The following is a 17,743-nucleotide window of genomic DNA, read 5'->3' on the forward strand; positions in this document are numbered from 1 at the left end:
CCAACGCAAGCATCGGAGCACACCATGGAAGACATCGTCATCGTTTCGGCCCTACGCACCGGCGTGGGCAAGTTCGGCGGATCGCTGGCCAACATCCCGGCCACCGAACTCGGCGCCATCGTGATCAAGGAAGTGCTGGCGCGCGCCAAGGTCGGCAATGACCAGATCGGCGAAGTGATCATGGGCCAGGTGCTGACCGCGGGCAGCGGCCAGAACCCGGCGCGCCAGGCGCTGCTCAAGAGCGGCATCGCCAAGGAAACGCCGGCGCTCACCATCAACGCCGTCTGCGGCTCCGGCCTGAAGGCGGTCATGCTGGCCGCGCAGGCGGTGGCCACCGGCGACAGCGAGATCGTCATCGCCGGCGGACAGGAAAGCATGAGCATGGCGCCGCACGCGCTGCCCAACTCGCGCAACGGCCAGCGCATGGGCGACTGGAAGCTGATCGACACCATGATCGTCGACGGCCTGTGGGACGTCTACAACCAGTACCACATGGGCATCACGGCCGAGAACGTGGCCAAGAAGTACGACATCAGCCGCGCCGCGCAGGACGAACTCGCGCTCGGCAGCCAGACCAAGGCCGCGGCCGCGCAGGACGCCGGCAAGTTCAAGGACGAGATCGTCGCCGTCCACATCCCGCAGAAGAAGGGCGATCCGGTCGTCTTCGACAAGGACGAGTTCATCAACCGCAAGACCAGCGCCGAAGGCCTGGCCGGCCTGCGCCCCGCTTTCGACAAGGCCGGCGGCGTGACCGCGGGCAATGCCTCGGGCCTGAACGACGGCGCCGCGGCGGTGATGGTGATGACGGCCAAGAAGGCCGCGGCGCTGGGCCTCAAGCCGCTCGGCCGCATCGCCAGCTATGCGAGCACCGGGCTCGATCCGGCCTTCATGGGCATGGGGCCGGTGCCGGCCTCGCAGAAGGCGCTGCAGCGTGCCGGCTGGAAGCCGCAGGATCTGGACGTGCTCGAGATCAACGAGGCCTTCGCGGCCCAGGCCTGTGCCGTGCACAAGGAGATGGGCTGGGACGTGAACAAGGTCAACGTGAACGGCGGCGCCATCGCCATCGGCCATCCGATCGGCGCGTCCGGCTGCCGCATCCTGGTGACGCTGCTGCACGAGATGCAGCGCCAGAATGCCAAGAAGGGCATTGCGTCCTTGTGCATCGGTGGCGGCATGGGCGTGGCCCTCACCATCGAACGCTAAGTCCGCATGAGCGGCAACGACGCAGCGCTTTTCCGGCAGATCTCTGACGAGCTGTTCGTCGCCGCGTTGGGCGACGTGCTCGACACGATGGGCCACCAGCATCAGTTCCTGCCGGCGGGCATTGCGCCGCTCGAGAAATCGATGCGCATCGTCGGCCGCGCAATGCCGGTGCTGGAGGCCGACGTGGTCAACGACGGCGCGCGCTCGGCCGGGCCGCTGTCGGGCAAGCCCTTCGGGCTGATGCTGGAGGCGCTCGACGACCTGAAGGAGGGCGAGATCTACATCGCCACCGGCGCCTCGCTGCGCTATGCGCTGTGGGGTGGGCTGATGTCGACGCGCGCTCAACACCTGAAGGCGGCGGGCGCGATCCTCGACGGCTATGTGCGCGATGCGAACGAGATCGAGCGGCTCGGCTTCACCGTGTTCTGCCGCGGCACCTACGCGCAGGACCAGGGTGTGCGCGGGCAGGTGATCGACTACCGCTGCACCATCGAGATCGAGGGCGTGCGCATCGCGCCCGGCGACCTGCTGATCGGCGACCGCGAGGGCGTGCTGGTCGTGCCGCGCGCGGCCGAAGCCGAAGCAGTGGCCAAAGCGCTGGACAAGGTGCGCACCGAGAACAAGGTGGCCGATGCGATCCGCGGCGGCATGAGCGCCTGCGAGGCGCTGGCGACCTTCGGCGTGATGTAGCACGCCGTGCCGCCGACCGGGCCGGCGGTGCGTTCCGCGCCTGCCCATGACCTCGCAGGTCATTGCCGGTGTCCACTCGCGCGCCGACATTGGCGGCATGACGTCCGACGCCGCGCTTGCCCATCCTGTCGATGCCCACGATGCCGGCTGGCCGACGCTGATCCTCGTGCTCAGCGGCACCTTCATGGTGGTGCTGGACTTCTTCATCGTGAACGTCGCGCTGCCCTCGATCCAGCGCGAGCTGCATGCCAGTGACAGCGCGCTGCAGCTGGTCATCGCGGGCTATGGTCTTGCCAACGCGGCCGGCCTGATCACCGGCGGGCGCCTCGGCGATCTGTTCGGACGCCGGCGCATGTTCATGACCGGGCTGCTGCTGTTCACGCTGGCGTCGGCGGCCTGTGGGCTGGCACCGGGTGCGGGGGTGCTGGTGGCCGGGCGCGTGGCGCAGGGCCTGGCCGGTGCGCTGCTGCAGCCGCAGGTGCTGGCGATGCTCGGCCTGGTGTTCACCGGCCCGGCGCGTGCGCGCGCCTTCGGCGCCTACGGCCTCACGCTCGGGCTCGGCGCGGTGCTGGGGCAGCTGATCGGCGGCGTGCTGATCCATGCCGATCTGGCGCAGATGGGCTGGCGCAGCTGCTTCCTCATCAATGTGCCGATCGGGCTGGCGGGGCTCGCGCTCGGCATGCGCTGGATTCCGGCACTGAAGAGCGAGGGGCACAGCCGTCTCGACATGCCTGGCGCGGTGATCGTGGCCGTGCTGCTGTCGGCGGTGCTGTGGCCGCTGGTCGAGGGGCGGCAGGAAGGATGGCCGCTGTGGAGCGTGGCGAGCCTGCTGGCCGCCGTTGCGCTGGCTGTCGGGCTGGCCCTGCATCAGCGGCGGCGCGAGGCGCATGGTGCGCAGCCGCTGATCGCGCCCGGCCTGCTGCGGCTGCCGGGCTATGCGCAGGGCCTGCTCGTGACGCTGGTGTTCTATGCGGGCAATGCCTCGTTCTACTTCGTGCTCGCGATCTATCTGCAGCAAGTGATGGGCCTGTCGGCGCTGGCCTCGGGTGCGGTGTTCACGGCGCTGGCGCTCGGTTTCTTCGCGACCTCGATGGCCAGCGCGCGACTGGATCGCTGGCTCGGCCGGCGTGCGATCACCTGCGGCGCGGTGGTGCTGGCAGCCGGCCATGCGGCACTGGTCGGGCTGGTCCTGCGGCACGGGGGCGAGGGCATCGTACCCTGGATGCTGCCCATCCTCTGGGTCGAGGGCGCGGGCATCGGGATGATCATGGCACCGCTGGTGTCGGCCGTGTTGGCGGCCGTGCCGGCGGCGCATGCGGGCGTGGCCGCCGGCATGCTCGCGACCGTGCAGCAGGTCGGCAACTCGCTCGGCGTCGCGTTGATCGGCATCGTCTTCTATGCCGACTGGCAGCGGCCGCAGGCGGCGTTCGTCGCCGCGATCGGCTATCTGCTGCTGTCGGCGCTCGGCGTCGCCATGCTGTTCGCGCGGCGACGGCCACGCGCAGCAGCTGCGCCAAGGTAGATAGCGACCGCCGCGGCCGACGGTGCGAAATGACACATCGATGCAGTACCGTGTCGATGTGTGGACAGCTTGTGACACACCGTTGCAACCCCGGCTCAGTGTTTTCCTCAGCCGGGGTTGGTGAGAAACTTCGCTACAGTGAAACTGCCTGTCCAGGCGCACATACAAGGAACACTCATGAGCAAGAAAGTTGCATACGTCACCGGGGGCATGGGGGGCATCGGAACGGCCATCTGCCAGCGCCTTCACAAGGACGGTTTCACCGTCATCGCCGGCTGCGGCCCCACGCGCGACCATGCCAAATGGCTCGGCGAGCAGAAGGCCGAGGGCTATGAGTTCCACGCGTCGGTCGGCAATGTCGGCGACTGGCAATCGACCGTCGATGCCTTCAGCAAGGCCAAGGCGGAGCACGGCAGCATCGACGTGCTGGTCAACAACGCGGGCATCACGCGCGACCGCATGTTCCTCAAGATGACGCCCGAGGACTGGAGCGCGGTGATCGAGACCAACCTCAACAGCATGTTCAACGTCACCAAGCAGGTGGTGGGCGACATGGTCGAGAAGGGCTGGGGCCGGATCATCAACATCAGCTCGGTCAACGGTGCCAAGGGCCAGGCGGGCCAGACCAACTACTCGGCCGCCAAGGCCGGCATGCATGGCTTCACGATGGCGCTGGCGCAGGAACTGGCCGCCAAGGGCGTGACGGTCAACACCGTGAGCCCGGGCTACATCGGCACCGACATGGTGAAGGCGATCCGCCAGGAAGTGCTCGACAAGATCGTCGGCACCATCCCCGTCAAGCGCCTGGGCGAGCCGAGCGAGATCGCCTCGATCATCGCCTGGCTGGCGACCGACGAAGGCGGCTATTCCACCGGGGCCGACTTCTCGGTCAATGGCGGCCTGCACATGCATTGAGGTGCGCACGCACAGCCCCTTCCACGAAAACCCGCCTCGGCGGGTTTTTTCGTATTTCGACGTTGCATAGGCGTTTCGATCCGCGTCCCTGATTCCTCTACAACATCCAGGAGACTTTCATGACCCCGAGCCCGATCCTGGCGGCGAAGAAGCCGCCCCTCTACCGCTCCCTCTACGCCCAGGTGATCGCCGCGGTGATCATCGGGGTGCTGCTGGGCCACTTCTACCCCTCGGTGGGCGAATCCATGAAGCCCCTGGGCGATGCCTTCATCAAGCTCATCAAGATGATGATCGCCCCCATCATCTTCTGCACCGTCGTGGTCGGCATCGCCGGCATGGAGGACATGAAGAAAGTCGGCAAGACCGGCGGCCTGGCCCTGCTGTACTTCGAGGTCATGAGCACCATCGCCCTGATCGTGGGCCTGCTGCTGGTCAACCTTCTGAAGCCCGGCGCCGGCATGAACGTCGACCCCGCCAGCATCGACACCAAGTCCATCGCCGCCTACACCGGCCCCGGCAAGATGCAGGGCACCGTCGACTTCCTCATCAACATCATCCCCAACACCCTGGTGGACGCCTTCGCCAAGGGCGAGATCCTGCAGGTGCTCCTGATCGCCATCCTGTTCGGCTTCGCGCTGCACCGCTTCGGCGGGCGCGGCACGCTGGTCTTCGACGTCATCGAGAAGGGCTCGCACGTGCTCTTCACCATCGTCAACTACATCATGAAGCTGGCCCCCTTCGGTGCCTTCGGCGCCATGGCCTTCACCATCGGCAAGTACGGCATCGGCTCGCTGTTCTCGCTGGGCAAGCTGATGGGCACCTTCTACCTGACGTGCCTGTTGTTCATCTTCGTGATCCTCGGGCTGGTGGCGCGCTTGCACGGATTCAGCATCTGGAAGTTCATCAAGTACATCAAGGAGGAGTTGCTGATCGTGCTGGGCACCTCGTCCTCCGAATCCGTGCTGCCGCGCATGATGGAGAAGATGGAGAACCTGGGGGCGAGGAAGACCTGCGTGGGGCTGGTGATCCCGACGGGCTATTCGTTCAACCTGGACGGCACGTCGATCTACCTGACGATGGCGGCGGTGTTCATCGCGCAGGCGACCAACACGCCGATGACGCTGGTGCAGGAGATCACGCTGCTGGCGGTGCTGGTGCTGACGTCCAAGGGAGCGGCGGGTGTGACGGGCAGCGGCTTCATCGTGCTGGCGGCGACGCTGTCGGCGGTGGGGCACGTGCCGGTGGCGGGGCTGGCGCTGATCCTGGGGATCGACCGGTTCATGTCGGAGGCGCGCGCGCTGACGAACCTGATCGGCAACGGGGTGGCCACGATCGTGGTGGCCAAGTGGACCAACGAACTGGACGAGGCGCGGCTGCAGGCGGGGCTCAACAACGAGAGCTGGATCGAGGCCCAGGAGCCTGAGGAACTCGTCAACGCCCGCGAGGAGAAGATGGCCACCTGAGGCGGGCCCGCGGCCTCGTTCTTGCAGAATGCATGGACGATGCCGCACAGCGTTTCACTCATCAACACCGTCGCGGCCGGTCTCGGCTTGGCGCTGGTGCTCGGTTTCCTGGCTGCGCGGCTTCGGCTGCCGGCGCTGGTGGGCTACCTGCTCGCGGGCGTGATCATCGGTCCGTTCACGCCGGGCTTCGTGGCGGACGCGAGCATCGCCGCCCAGCTGGCCGAGATCGGCGTGATGCTGCTGATGTTCGGCGTCGGCCTGCACTTTTCCCTCGACGATCTGCTGGCGGTGCGCAAGATCGCATTGCCGGGCGCGATCGTGCAGATGGCCGTGGCCACACTGCTCGGCGGCGGGCTGGCCGCGTGGTGGGGCTGGAGTCTCGGCGGCGCACTGGTGTTCGGGCTGGCCCTGTCGGTGGCCAGCACGGTGGTGCTGTTGAGGGCGCTCGAAAGCCTGGGCCTCCTGGATTCGTTCACTGGCCGCATCGCCGTCGGCTGGCTGGTGGTGGAAGACCTCGCGATGGTGCTGGTCCTGGTGTTGCTGCCGCCGCTGGCGGGCGTGCTCGGCGGGCAGGGCGCAGCAGCCGGCGCGGCGCCCGTCTGGCAGACGCTCGGCCTCACGCTGCTGCAGGTCGGTGGCTTCGTGACGCTGATGCTGGTGGTCGGCCGGCGCGTGTTCCCATGGATCCTGTGGCAGGTCACGCGCACCGGTTCGCGCGAGCTGTTCACGCTGTGCGTGGTGGCGGCGGCGGTGAGCATCGCGTTCGCGTCGGCCGCGCTGTTCGGCGTGTCCTTCGCGCTCGGCGCCTTCTTCGCCGGCATGGTGATGCGCGAGTCGGAGTTCAGCCATCGGGCCGCGCAGGAATCGCTGCCGCTGCGCGATGCCTTCGCCGTGCTGTTCTTCGTTTCCGTCGGCATGCTGTTCGATCCCTGGGTGCTGATCGAGCGCCCGCTGCAGGTGCTGGCGGTCGTGGGGGTGATCGTGGCGGGCAAGTCGGTCGCGGCCTGTGCGCTGGTGCTGCTGTTTCGCTATCCGCTCGGAACGGCACTGACGGTGAGCGCGAGCCTGGCGCAGATCGGCGAGTTCTCGTTCATCCTGGCCGGCCTGGGCGCGGCGCTGGGCTTGTTGCCCGCCGAAGGCCAGAGCCTGCTGCTGGCCGGCGCGTTGATTTCCATCGCGATCAATCCGCTGTTGTTCACCCTGATCGGACCGCTGCAGAAGTGGCTGTCCGTCCGCTCGTCGTTTGCGCGCGGCCTGGCCTCGCGCGACGACCCGCTGGCCGAATTGCCGGTGAGCACCGAGGCCCGCTATCTGTCGCGGCAGGTCGTGCTGGTCGGCTATGGCCGTGTCGGGCGGCGCATTGCCGCGGCCCTGGCGGCGCACGACATTCCCTTCGTCGTGGCCGAGCAGAACCGGGAGCTGGTGGAGAAGCTGCGCGCCGAGGGCATGGCGGCCGTATGGGGCGATGCGGCCGAGGCCGCCGTGCTGATCCAGGCGCACATCGCGCGCGCCCGCGTGCTGGTGGTCGCCACGGCCGATGCGATCAACGTGCGGCAGATGATCCGCACCGCGCACACGCTCAATCCGTCGATCGAGACCGTGATCCGGAGTCACAACGAGGACGAGGCGCGCCTGCTCACGCAGGAGACGTCGGCCACGGTCTTCCTCGGCGAGCAGGAACTCGCGCAGGCGATGGCGCAGGCCGTGGTGCATCGCGCCGCGCCGGCTGCCTGAGCGGCTCAGAGGTCTTCGATCACCAGGGTCCGATAGCGCTGCGCGATCGAGTAGGGCGCCTTGCGCACCGCCTCCATCAGCCGAACGGCCGCGGCCGCGTCCTTGGTCTTGACGAGCAGGGCCGTATGGCCTTCCCGCGCGAGCTTGGTGTAGGCACGGACCGTGGCGCCATCGGTGCCGGCCGAGGGCAGGAGCGCATCCGCATCCTTGACCGTCGGTGCGATCTCCGCGAGCACGGTCGCGGGCGGAATCAGGTAGACCTCATCGCCGGCGAAGCCGCAGCTGTCGATCAGTGCATGGCCCACGCGATTCGCATCCTCCGCATTCGGAAACATGACCAGCGAATGGCCGGTGGGATAGAAGGCGCCACCGATGGCGGCCGTCATATGGGCATCGAGCGTGAAGTGCTTCATGGCTCCTCCTGGGTGGGTGAGTTGGAAGGATGACTTCAGCTTAGGCGCTGCTTCTTTGACTTCATGTAGGAAAAGCTTGGAAGCTGCGAATTGCGCAGAATTCGACAATTGATCACATACAAGCGCCGCCTGCTCGAATTCCCCGGCCGCATTCGAGCGAACTGTGAAATTGTGCGTAGGCGTTGTCGATGGGGTTGAATAGGATCGTATTACCCAATCGATGAAGCCCTCCTAAACTCATGTCGCAATTGCGAAATATCGCGCTCACTGTCCACGAACTCGAAGAAGGCGAGTTCTATTGGGTATTGCTGGAAGCGACCGACTACGTCATGGAGGAAGCGCTTCCCTATTTGCCGCTGGACTCCGCGAGCGATCCGCAGGCGACCTATGCCAATGCCTTGGTGGCGGGCCTGGCCGCGATTCGAAGGATGTACGGCAAGGACGGGCCGCGCGACTGACGCGCCGCGGCCCTCGCTCAGGATCCGTCGGCCGCGAAAGCGCCGCGCAGGGTGCCGTACAAGGCCTTGAAGCGCGCATGCCGCGCCGCATGGATGGCCGCCTGCGTGCGCTCCGGCGCGAAGCGCTGGCGAACCGCCGGCCGCCGGCAGACCTCGGCTTCGATGCCGCCGTCCGCCAGCCATGCGAGACGTGCGGCACCCAACGCGCCACCGGCCTCCGCGCCTTCGCAGCGGGTCAACGGCACGTCGAGGATGTCGGCAAGAAGCTGTGACCACCATGCGCTGCGCGCGCCGCCGCCGACGAGGATCAGATCGCCCGTTGGCCGCGCCAGCGTGTCGAGCCCGTCGCGCAGGCCGAAGCTCACGCCCTCGGCCACCGCGTAGGCGATCTCGGCCGGACCGTGCGCATGCGTGAGACCGAACAGCACGCCCTCGGCATCCGCATCGTTGTGCGGCGACCGTTCGCCGGACAGATAGGGCAGGAACAGCGGCGCGCGGCGGCGCGCCCCGGCGTCGAGCGTGGCGGCCGCTGCGAGCAGCGCGGGCTCGTTGCCGAGGCCGAAGCTGCGCGCCGCCCAGCTCACGGCGCTCGAGGCCGACAGCATCACGGACATCTGATGCCAGCGCCCGGGCAGCGCATGGCAGAAGGCATGCACCGCGCGCGCCGGGTCGGGCGCGAAGTGTTCGCCACAAACGAAGATCACGCCCGAGGTGCCGAGCGACACGAAGCCTTCGCCCGCAGCCACGAGCCCCATGCCGACCGCGCTCGCAGCGTTGTCGCCGCCGCCGCCCGCGATCGGGATCCCGGCCGCGAGGCCCCAGCGCTGCGCCAGATCGGGCTTCAGCCGGCCGGCGACCGCGCTGCCCTCGACCAGGCGCGGCATGTGGCTGCGATCGAGCCCGCAGGCCGCGAGCAGCTCGTCGGACCAGTCGCGCGCCGCGACATCCAGCCACAGCGTGCCCGAGGCGTCCGACATGTCGCTGGCGCGCTCGCCGCTCAGCATGAAGCGCAGCCAGTCCTTGGGCAGCAACACGCAGGCTGTGCGCGCGAACAGGGCGGGCTCGTGCTCGCGCATCCAGAGCAGCTTGGGCGCGGTGAAGCCGGGCATTGCGAGATTGCCGGCGATGGCGGTGAGCGCCGGTACGCGCGCCGTCAGCGCTGCGCACTGCGCGGCGCTGCGGCCATCGTTCCAGAGGATGGCGGGGCGCAGCACCTGGCCCGCCGCGTCGAGTGCGACGGCGCCATGCATCTGCCCGGAGAGGCCGATCGCGCGCACCTGCGCGAGCTCGGCGGCATGCGTGCTGCGCAGCGCCGCCATCACCGTCTCGAGCGCGTCCCACCACTGCGAGGGCGCCTGCTCGGACCACAGCGGCGCCGGCCGATCGACCGTCAGCGCCGCCCGCGCCAGCGCGACGATGCGATGGTCATCGCCCAGCAGCAGCGCCTTCAGCTCCGAGGTGCCGAGATCGAGTCCGAGGTACAAGGGGCACTTCCTTTCACGTGACGTGGTTCCCTGTCGCATTCGCCAGGAACACCGCGGAACCGGCTTTGCCGGGCCGCTGGTGTTGCCCCCGGCGAGGGGGGTGGCGAAGCGACACGAAGTGCGCGCAGCCTGGGGGTGTGCTCATACTCCGCCGCCAAAGCGGCTGTCGCTTTGCCTGCGGAATTCCGTCGGCGTCATGCCCTTGATCTCGAGGAAGCGGCGATTGAAATTGGCGACATTGTTGAAGCCGACCTGATAGCAGATGTCGGTCACGTAGTGGTCGGTCTGCATCAGCAGATGGCAAGCGCTGTTGATGCGCACGCGGTTCACGAAGTCGGTGAAGCTGTTGCCGGTGGAGCGCTTGAAGAAACGGCTGAAGCGGCTTTCGCTCATGCCGAGTTCGAGCGCGATGTCGGCCATGGCGATGGGCTCGGCCAGGTTGGCGGTGATGCGGTTGACGATGGCGTTGATCTGCTCGACCTCGACGTCGCCTTCGACGCCCTGCATCTGCACATTGGACAGCAGCCGGTAGTCGGTGCATTGCGCGAGGTCGGCCAGGTACTCGCAGAACAGCGCGAGACGGCGCAGCCCGCGCGCGGCCTTCACCGCATGCCAGTGCGCCAGCGCGCGCTCGGCGAGGCCGAAGAACTCGATGCCGTGGCGCGCGCGTTCGAGCAGCTGCAGCGCCTCGCGCAGCTCGGGGATCTCGGCGGCGGCGCGCTCGATCGGCTCGTGCCGGAACTGGATCACCCGGTCGCGGCCGGCCACGCCGCTGGCGGGCGCGTCGAGCGAGATCCAGTTGTGCGGCAGGCGCGGCCCGCACAGCACCAGATGGCCGGGCTGGAAGGGCCCGATCCAGTCGCCGACGAAGGCCTTGCCGGAGGTCTCGGTGATCAGGTGCAGCTCGTACTCCTCGTGGAAGTGCCAGCGCACCAGGGGACTCGGGAAGCCGTGCGCCAGGCAGCGCACCAGCCCGGTTTCCTCGGGCGCCTCGTAGCCGAGCGAGGGCGAGCGCGTGATGTCGCGCTCGAGCTCGGGCTCCCGGTGGCGGGGCAGGTGTCGTTGACGCGCCGATGTCATGGAACGATCTCTCGCAAGCTTCAGCTCATGACGTTACCACCGTCGACATTCAGCGTTTGCGCGGTGATGTAGCAGGCCTCGTCGCTGGCCAGGAAAACGGCGGCGCCGGCGATGTCGGCCGGCGCGCCCATGCGGCCCAGCGGCACCGCGAGCCCGACCTGGCGCTTCTTCTCGCCGGCCTGCAGCCCTTCGTACTTCGCGAACAGCGCATCGACGTGGCCCCACATCGGCGTGTCGACCACGCCGGGCGAGATGGCGTTGACGCGGATGCCATGCGGCGCCATGGCGAGCGCCGCACTCTGCGTGTAGCTGATCACGGCCGCCTTGGTGGCGCAATAGTGCGACACCAGCGCCTCGCCGCGCCGGCCTGCCTGCGAGGCCATGTTGATCACCGAGGCGCCGGCGGTGCCGGCATCGACCATGTGCTGCAGCACGCGCTGCATGACGAAGAACAGGCCCTTCACGTTGACCGCGAACAGCCGGTCGAAGGAGGCCTCGTCGCTTTCCAGAAGCGGCGCCATGTCGAACACGGCGGCGTTGTTGACCAGCGTGTGGATCGGCCCGTGCACCGCCTGCGCGGCATCGAGCATGCGCGCGACCGAGGGCGTGTCGGTGACATCGACGGGCAGGTACGCCAGCCGGTTCGGATGCATTTGCTGAAGCAGGGCCACGCCGTCGGAAGGCGTCGCCGCACGGTCGACCAGCGTGCAGCGCGCACCCTCGGCGACGCAGGCCTCGGCGATCGCCAGGCCGATGCCGCCGCCCGCGCCCGTCACCAGCACGTGGCGTTGCGGCAAGCGGTTCGTCATGTCCGTGCTCCTTCGTCGATGAATTGCTGCACACGCATGCCGGCGCGGCGCACGGCATCGACCAGCCGCGCATCGCCGGCCACCTCGCCCCACAGCCCAGCGTCCGCGCACAGCGCCGCGACCGGATCGGCGGCGCCGCAGATCGCGTGCGCCACGTTCTCGTCCATGCCCTGGTCCTGGTAGACGTAGGGCAGGGTGCCGTGATGCCAGCGCTGCAGGAAGGCGAGGAACAGCGCCGGCAGCAGCGCCACGCTGTCGATGCCTTCGCCGCGCGCGAGGCGCTCGCGCACCGTCGGCGCGATGAAGCCGGGGATCTTGGAGAAGCCATCCATCGCCACGCGCTGGTTGGTGTCGCGGATGGCGGGATTGCCGAAGCGTTCGAGCACGACGTCGCGGTACGAGGGCAGGTCGACCGGGCTCGGGTCGCCGGGCGTGTTCAGGCAGGGGATGACATCGTCGGTCACGTAGTCGTAGGCCATGCGCCGGATCGGCGCGCGCTGCGTGCCTTCGTGGATGTACGCCAGCCCGATCAGCGTGCCGGCCCAGGCGATGCAGCTGTGGCTGGCATTGAGGATGCGGATCTTGGCTTCCTCGTAGGGCGAGACCGACTCGACCAGCTGCACGCCGACGCGTCCCCAGTCGGGCCGGCCATTGGCGAAGTCGTCCTCGATCACCCACTGGATGAAGCTCTCGCTGGTGACCGGCACGGCATCGTCCCAGCCGGTGGCATCGCGCACGCGCTGGAGCAGTTCGGGCGGCGGCCGCGGCGTGATGCGGTCGACCATCGCGTTCGGGCTGGTGGTCTGCGCGCGCACCCAGTCGGCCAGCGCGGTCTCGCCGGCATGGCCGATGAATTCGAGCAGGCCTTTGCGGAAGCGATCGCCGTTGTGGCGCAGGTTGTCGCAGTTGAGCAGCGTCACCGGCTGCGCATGGGCCGCGCGCCGCGCGCGCAGGATCGCGCAGACCGCGCCGTAGATCGTGCTGCCCGCCTCGCCGCGGCGCGCGCGCGCGATGTCGGCGGCCAGTTCGGCGGACGACAGGTCGAGGTCATCCTTCGGATCGAGGTAGTAGCCGGCCTCGGTCGCGGTGAACGAGATCACGCGCGTGCGCGGATCGGCCCCGTGCGCGATCACCGCGGCCAGTGCCGGATCGAAGGGCAGCACCTCGCGGATCGCATCGATGCGCTGGTAGCGGTATTCGCCGGCGGGCGAGACGGTCTCCAGCGTGTAGCGTCCGCCCTGCGCGCGCAGCGCGGACTCGACCTCGGACATGTCGGGCCGCAGGTTGGCGCCCACCAGCGACCAGCGCGTGTCGCCGGCGTCGATCAGCTGCTGCAGGTACACCGCCTGGTGCGCGCGATGGAAGGAGCCGAGGCCGAGGTGCAGCACCACGAACTCGGAAGAAACAGGCTGGGTCATGGCAATTGCTCCACCGTCTCATGGCTTCGCCCGCAACGTCCGACACAGCAATGGCCGCATGCCAGAAATACCGCGGAACCGGCTCGGCCGGATCGCTGGTATTGCCCCCGGCAGGGGGTTGGCGTAGCGACACGAAGTGCGCGCAGACTGGGGGCGAGCTTCATACAGCGACTGCGCGGCCCTCGCGATTGAAGAAATGAAGGACAGAAGGATCCAGCACCACGTTGACCGCGTCGCCGGCCTGCAGCGCGGTGCGGTCGTTCTGGCGCGCGATCAGCGGCACGCCGCCGACATCGACGTGGATCAGCGTGTCGGCGCCCAGCGCCTCGATCAGCTCCACGCGTGCCGGCGCGCCGCCGCCCGTGCCCGGGTTCACGCGCAGGCCTTCGGGCCGCACGCCGAGAAAGCCGTCGCCCGGCAGCCGGCCGCCGGTCTGCGCCGAGAAGCTGGGGATCGCGCGCGCGTCCACCATGTTCATCGACGGCATGCCGATGAACTGGGCGACGAACTGGTTGGCCGGCCGGTCGTAGAGGTCCATCGGCGTGCCGACCTGCTCGATCAGGCCGTCGCGCAGCACCACCACGCGGTCGGCCAGCGTCATGGCCTCGACCTGGTCGTGCGTCACGTAGATGCTGGTCGCGCCGAGCGCGCGGTGCAGCTTGTGGATCTCGACGCGCGTGTTGCCGCGCAGCGCCGCATCGAGGTTGGACAGCGGCTCGTCGAACAGGAACACCTTGGGCGCGCGCACGATGGCGCGGCCGATCGCGACGCGCTGCCGCTGGCCGCCCGACAGCTCCTTGGGCGTGCGGTCCAGGTACTGCGTCAGGTTGAGCGTCCTGGCGGCATGGTCGACCTTGGTCTTGATCTCGTCCTTCGACACTTTCGCCAGCTTGAGCGCGAAGGACATGTTGTCGTACACGCTCATGTGCGGATAGAGCGCGTAGCTCTGGAACACCATCGCCAGGCCGCGCTTGCCCGACGGCATGTTCGTGATGTCCTTGCCGTCGAGCGAGAGCTTGCCGCTGGTGATCGGCTCGAGCCCGGCGATCAGCCGCAGCAGGGTCGACTTGCCGCAGCCGGAAGGACCGACGAAGACGATGAACTCGCCCTTGTCGATCTGGAGATCCACGCCCTTGATGACGTGCGTGTCGCCGAAGCTTTTCTTGATGTTGTCGAGCTGGAGGTAGGCCATCACGATCTCCTGGGTGATCCCGTGCTGCGCACGAGAGCGTTGCAATTGAATTCAGTCGGGAGCGGCCGCGGAGCCGGCTTTGCCGGGCCGCAGGCCGCGCCCCCGGCAGGGGGTTGGCGTAGCGACACGAAGTGCGCGAAGACTGGGGGCGATCTCATTTCACGGCGCCGAAGGTGAGGCCTTGGACCAATTGCTTCTGGCTGAACCAGCCGAACACCACGATCGGCGCGATGGCCATCAGCGATGCGGCCGAGAGCTTGGCCCAGAACAGGCCTTCGGGGCTCGAGTACGAGGCGATCAGCGCGGCCAGCGTGCCGGCCTTGGCGGAAGTGAGGTTGAGCGCCCAGAAGGCTTCGTTCCAGCTCAGCACCAGGCACAGCAGACCCGTCGATGCGAGGCCGCCGATCGACAGCGGCAGCACCACGTTCTTGAACTCGGTCCACAGGTTGGCACCGTCCATGCGCGCGGCCTCGAGGATCTCGGGCGGTATGTCCTTGTAGCTCGTGTAGAGCATCCACACCATGATCGGCAGGTTGGACAGCGTGAAGACCACCACCAGCGCAGTGCGCGTGTCGAGCAGGCCGGCGGTCTGCGCGAGCACGTAGATCGGCACCAGCGCGCCGACGGCCGGCATCATCTTGGTCGACAGCATCCACATCAGGATGTCGCGCGTGCGCCGGGTGCGGAAGAAGGCCATCGAGTACGCGGCCGGCGCCGCGATGAGCAGGCCGAGGATGGTCGAGCCCACGCTGGTGATCAGCGAGTTCTTCGCATAGAGCAGGTAGTCGCTGCGCCGCTGCACTTCGGTGAAGTTCTCCAGCGTCAGCTCGAAGAAGAACAGCGGCGGCACGTGGATCGCCTGCAGCTCGGTCTTGAACGAGGTCAGCACCAGCCAGCCGAGCGGAAAGAACAGCAGCAGCGTGACGGCCCAGGCGCCGACGGCGCGCAGCGTGGTGAGGAACATATTGGGTTGCATGGCGCTTCCTCAGTCCAGGTTCTTGCCGATGATTCGGATGAGAAATGCGGCCACGATGTTGGCCAGGATCACCGCGAACAGCGCGCCCGCCGAAGCCACGCCCACATCGAAATTCATCAGCGACTGCTTGAAGATCATGTAGGTGAGGTTGGTGCTCTCGTTGCCCGGACCGCCGTTGGTGGAGACGGCGATCTCGGCGAACACCGAGAGCAGGAAGATCATCTCGATCATGATCACCACCGCCATCGGCCGGCCCAGGTGCGGCAGCGTGAGGTAGACGAAGCGCTGCGGCGCCGTGGCGCCGTCCATGCGCGCGGCCTCCATCTGCTCGCGGTCCAGCGACTGCAGCGAAGTGATGAAGATCAGGCAGGCGAAGGGCAGCCATTGCCACGCCACCATGATGATCACCGAGAGCAGCGGGAACTCGGTCAGCCAGTCGACCGGCTGTGCGCCGAAGGTGCGCCAGAGATCCGCCAGCACGCCGTAGATCGGGTTCATCATCATGTGCTTCCACAGCAGCGCATTCACCGTGGGCATGACGAAGAAGGGCGAGATCAGCAGCACCCGCACGATGCCGCGGCCCGGGAAGGGTTCGTTCACCAAGAGCGCCAGCAGCACGCCGAGCACCACGGTGATGACGATCACGCTGCCGATCAAGAGCAGCGTGTTCCACACCGCCGGCCAGAAATCCGGATCGGTGATGAAGTAGCTGAAATTCTCCAGCCGCGAGAAAGTGTGCTCGCCCGGCTGCATCAGGTTGTAGTTGACGAACGAGAAGTAGATCGTCATCAGCAGCGGCACGATCATCCAGAGGAAGAGCGTGACCACGGCTGGCGCCATGAGGGCGCGGGGCAGGAGTCGGTTCATGGCGACGGCCTTTCAGGAGTTGCTCCTTCCCCCTCTGGGGGAAGGTCGGGATGGGGGCACGCTGCGTCCGCGGCGAGCGCTGCGTGCCCCCACCCCAGCCCTCCCCCAGCGGGGGAGGGAGTCTGTGCTACTTGTAGTACCCGCCCTTCTTCATCTCGCGCTCGGCAGCCGTCTGCGATGTCTTCAAGGCCTGATCGACCGTGACCTTGCCCGACAGCGCCGCGGTCATCTGCTGACCGACTGCCACGCCGATGGCCTGAAACTCCGGGATGGCCGCGTACTGCACGCCGACATACGGCGACTTGGGCAGCGTGCTGTCGTTCGCGTTGGCGCTGTCGATCGCCTTCTTCTCCGCGGCGGCGAAGCGCGCGGCCTTCTGGAAGTCGGGGTTGTCGTAGGTCGACTTGCGCGTGCCGGTCGGCACCGAGCCCCAGCCTTCTTCCTTGGCCACCAGCTTGATGTAGTCCTTGGAGGTCGCCCACTTGATGAAGGTCTGCGCCGCGTCCACCTTCTGCGAGCCGGCCGGGATGGCCAGCGCCCAGGCCCACAGCCAGTTCGCGCCCTTGGGCGTGACGGCGGTCGGCGCCTGCGCGAAGGCGACCTTGTCGGCCACCTTCGACTGCTTCGGATCGCTCACCAAGGAGGCCGCGATGGTCGCGTCGACCCACATGCCGCACTTGCCTTCGCTGAACAGCGCAAGGTTCTCGTTGAAGCTGTTGGCCGAGGCGCCGGGCGGGCCGTCCTTCTTCATCAGGTCGACGTAGAAGCTGATCGCGTCATGCCAGGGCTTGGTGTCGATCTGCGGCTTCCAGCTCATGTCGAACCACTGGCCGCCGTTGGTGTTGACCATGGTCGTGAGCAGGGCCATGTTGTCGCCCCAGCCCGGCTTGCCGCGCAGGCACATGCCGTAGACGCCGCCCTTGGGATCGTTGACCTTGTCGGCCAGCTCCTTCACTTGCGCCCAGGTCGGCTGGTCGGGCATCTTGAAGCCGACCTTGTCGGCCAGGTCCTTGCGGTACATCAGCATCGAACTCTCGCCGTAGAAGGGCGAGGCGAAGAGCTTGCCGTCGGCCGACAGGCCGTTGCGCATCGCGGGCAGCAGGTCGTCGACGTCGTAGGCGGCGTCGGTGGCGATCGGGATGATCCAGCTCTTCTTGGCCCAGATCGGCGTCTCGTACATGCCGATGGTCATGACGTCGAACTGACCGCCCTTGGTCGCGATGTCGGTGGTCACGCGCTGGCGCAGCGTGCCTTCATCGAGCGTGACCCACTTGATCTTGATGTCGGGATGGGCCTCTTCGAAGAACTTGGTGAGTTTCTGCATCTCGATCATGTGGGGGTTGTTCACCGTGGCCACCACGAGTTCGGTGGTGGCGGCGTGGGCGAGGCCCGTTCCCGCGATCGCGAGCACCAGGCCCGCCTTCAGAAAACGCTTCATGGATGTCTCCTAGTGTTCGACGACGAGGCGGTCGCCGTGGCCGGATTCTGGAGACTCTGGCTTGCAGAATTGGTACGCGAA

16 protein-coding genes are annotated in these 17,743 nt (G+C 67.5%); 7 read left to right on the top strand and 9 right to left on the bottom strand.

What is annotated here, in order from left to right; genetic code table 11:
- Positions 1-24 precede the first annotated feature (24 nt).
- The 6 genes from WDLP6_RS09540 (at position 25) to ybaL (ending at position 7,527) form a co-directional block, all read left to right on the top strand.
- Entirely contained in the window at positions 25-1,203 is a 1,179-nt protein-coding gene (locus tag WDLP6_RS09540; RefSeq protein WP_162566793.1) for an acetyl-CoA C-acetyltransferase, read from the top strand.
- Between the two features lie 6 nt (positions 1,204-1,209).
- On the top strand, positions 1,210-1,893 hold the full coding sequence (locus WDLP6_RS09545) for an RraA family protein (protein WP_162592131.1): 684 nt from the start codon (positions 1,210-1,212) through the stop codon (positions 1,891-1,893).
- 46 nt (positions 1,894-1,939) lie between these two features.
- Positions 1,940-3,415: an MFS transporter gene (locus WDLP6_RS09550; RefSeq protein WP_232077010.1), complete on the top strand. Its 1,476-nt coding sequence runs from the start codon at positions 1,940-1,942 to the stop codon at positions 3,413-3,415.
- 177 nt (positions 3,416-3,592) lie between these two features.
- Positions 3,593-4,330 carry an acetoacetyl-CoA reductase gene (gene phbB, locus WDLP6_RS09555; RefSeq protein WP_162566795.1) on the top strand — a complete coding sequence of 246 codons (738 nt, stop codon included), beginning with the start codon at positions 3,593-3,595 and terminating at the stop codon, positions 4,328-4,330.
- A 119-nt stretch (positions 4,331-4,449) separates the two neighbouring features.
- On the top strand, positions 4,450-5,793 hold the full coding sequence (locus WDLP6_RS09560) for a dicarboxylate/amino acid:cation symporter (RefSeq protein ID WP_162592132.1): 1,344 nt from the start codon (positions 4,450-4,452) through the stop codon (positions 5,791-5,793).
- A gap of 39 nt (positions 5,794-5,832) precedes the next feature.
- The gene (gene ybaL, locus WDLP6_RS09565) at positions 5,833-7,527 is read left to right on the top strand and encodes a YbaL family putative K(+) efflux transporter (RefSeq protein ID WP_162592133.1); all 1,695 of its coding nucleotides are present in this window, start codon (positions 5,833-5,835) and stop codon (positions 7,525-7,527) included.
- Positions 7,528-7,532: 5 nt separating this feature from the next.
- Here the strand turns inward: ybaL and WDLP6_RS09570 are convergent, their stop codons facing one another.
- Positions 7,533-7,940, bottom strand: coding sequence for a hypothetical protein (locus WDLP6_RS09570; RefSeq protein ID WP_162592134.1), 408 nt, complete (start codon positions 7,938-7,940; stop codon positions 7,533-7,535).
- A gap of 239 nt (positions 7,941-8,179) precedes the next feature.
- Here WDLP6_RS09570 and WDLP6_RS09575 point away from each other — a divergent pair, with 239 nt between their 5' ends.
- The gene (locus tag WDLP6_RS09575; protein WP_162592135.1) at positions 8,180-8,398 is read left to right on the top strand and encodes a hypothetical protein; all 219 of its coding nucleotides are present in this window, start codon (positions 8,180-8,182) and stop codon (positions 8,396-8,398) included.
- Positions 8,399-8,415: 17 nt separating this feature from the next.
- On the opposite strand, the gene xylB is transcribed toward WDLP6_RS09575, so the two are convergent.
- From xylB to WDLP6_RS09615, 8 genes are all read right to left on the bottom strand, one after another.
- Positions 8,416-9,882, bottom strand: coding sequence for a xylulokinase (xylB, locus tag WDLP6_RS09580; protein WP_162592136.1), 1,467 nt, complete (start codon positions 9,880-9,882; stop codon positions 8,416-8,418).
- 141 nt (positions 9,883-10,023) lie between these two features.
- Positions 10,024-10,962 (bottom strand): AraC family transcriptional regulator, encoded by a 939-nt coding sequence (locus WDLP6_RS09585; RefSeq protein WP_162566800.1) that lies wholly within the window; start codon positions 10,960-10,962, stop codon positions 10,024-10,026.
- 20 nt (positions 10,963-10,982) lie between these two features.
- Positions 10,983-11,771 carry an L-iditol 2-dehydrogenase gene (locus WDLP6_RS09590; protein WP_162592137.1) on the bottom strand — a complete coding sequence of 263 codons (789 nt, stop codon included), beginning with the start codon at positions 11,769-11,771 and terminating at the stop codon, positions 10,983-10,985.
- Positions 11,768-13,189, bottom strand: coding sequence for a D-arabinitol 4-dehydrogenase (gene dalD, locus WDLP6_RS09595; protein ID WP_174259858.1), 1,422 nt, complete (start codon positions 13,187-13,189; stop codon positions 11,768-11,770). Before dalD ends, WDLP6_RS09590 begins: the two co-directional genes overlap by 4 nt.
- A gap of 160 nt (positions 13,190-13,349) precedes the next feature.
- A complete protein-coding gene (locus WDLP6_RS09600; RefSeq protein WP_162592138.1) occupies positions 13,350-14,381 on the bottom strand; it encodes an ABC transporter ATP-binding protein in 1,032 nt (343 codons plus the stop codon).
- Between the two features lie 154 nt (positions 14,382-14,535).
- Positions 14,536-15,357, bottom strand: a complete 822-nt coding sequence (locus WDLP6_RS09605) for a carbohydrate ABC transporter permease (protein ID WP_162592139.1) — start codon at positions 15,355-15,357, stop codon at positions 14,536-14,538.
- A gap of 9 nt (positions 15,358-15,366) precedes the next feature.
- A complete protein-coding gene (locus tag WDLP6_RS09610; RefSeq protein ID WP_162592140.1) occupies positions 15,367-16,224 on the bottom strand; it encodes a carbohydrate ABC transporter permease in 858 nt (285 codons plus the stop codon).
- 127 nt (positions 16,225-16,351) lie between these two features.
- The gene (locus WDLP6_RS09615) at positions 16,352-17,662 is read right to left on the bottom strand and encodes an ABC transporter substrate-binding protein (protein WP_162592141.1); all 1,311 of its coding nucleotides are present in this window, start codon (positions 17,660-17,662) and stop codon (positions 16,352-16,354) included.
- Positions 17,663-17,743 lie beyond the last annotated feature (81 nt).

Source organism: Variovorax sp. PBL-E5 (assembly GCF_901827185.1).
Classification (GTDB): Bacteria; Pseudomonadota; Gammaproteobacteria; order Burkholderiales; family Burkholderiaceae_C; genus Variovorax.

Excerpts from the sequence above, each read along its gene's own strand:
- WDLP6_RS09560 (WP_162592132.1), top strand. The coding sequence starts at position 4,450 with ATGACCCCGAGCCCGATCCTGGCGGCGAAGAAGCCGCCCCTCTACCGC.
- ybaL (WP_162592133.1), top strand. The coding sequence starts at position 5,833 with ATGCCGCACAGCGTTTCACTCATCAACACCGTCGCGGCCGGTCTCGGC.
- WDLP6_RS09545 (WP_162592131.1), top strand. The coding sequence starts at position 1,210 with ATGAGCGGCAACGACGCAGCGCTTTTCCGGCAGATCTCTGACGAGCTG.
- WDLP6_RS09540 (WP_162566793.1), top strand. The coding sequence starts at position 25 with ATGGAAGACATCGTCATCGTTTCGGCCCTACGCACCGGCGTGGGCAAG.
- WDLP6_RS09615 (WP_162592141.1), bottom strand. The coding sequence starts at position 17,662 with ATGAAGCGTTTTCTGAAGGCGGGCCTGGTGCTCGCGATCGCGGGAACG.
- WDLP6_RS09575 (WP_162592135.1), top strand. The coding sequence starts at position 8,180 with ATGTCGCAATTGCGAAATATCGCGCTCACTGTCCACGAACTCGAAGAA.
- dalD (WP_174259858.1), bottom strand. The coding sequence starts at position 13,189 with ATGACCCAGCCTGTTTCTTCCGAGTTCGTGGTGCTGCACCTCGGCCTC.
- WDLP6_RS09585 (WP_162566800.1), bottom strand. The coding sequence starts at position 10,962 with ATGACATCGGCGCGTCAACGACACCTGCCCCGCCACCGGGAGCCCGAG.
- WDLP6_RS09605 (WP_162592139.1), bottom strand. The coding sequence starts at position 15,357 with ATGCAACCCAATATGTTCCTCACCACGCTGCGCGCCGTCGGCGCCTGG.
- WDLP6_RS09550 (WP_232077010.1), top strand. The coding sequence starts at position 1,940 with ATGACCTCGCAGGTCATTGCCGGTGTCCACTCGCGCGCCGACATTGGC.
- WDLP6_RS09610 (WP_162592140.1), bottom strand. The coding sequence starts at position 16,224 with ATGAACCGACTCCTGCCCCGCGCCCTCATGGCGCCAGCCGTGGTCACG.
- phbB (WP_162566795.1), top strand. The coding sequence starts at position 3,593 with ATGAGCAAGAAAGTTGCATACGTCACCGGGGGCATGGGGGGCATCGGA.
- WDLP6_RS09600 (WP_162592138.1), bottom strand. The coding sequence starts at position 14,381 with ATGGCCTACCTCCAGCTCGACAACATCAAGAAAAGCTTCGGCGACACG.
- WDLP6_RS09570 (WP_162592134.1), bottom strand. The coding sequence starts at position 7,940 with ATGAAGCACTTCACGCTCGATGCCCATATGACGGCCGCCATCGGTGGC.
- WDLP6_RS09590 (WP_162592137.1), bottom strand. The coding sequence starts at position 11,771 with ATGACGAACCGCTTGCCGCAACGCCACGTGCTGGTGACGGGCGCGGGC.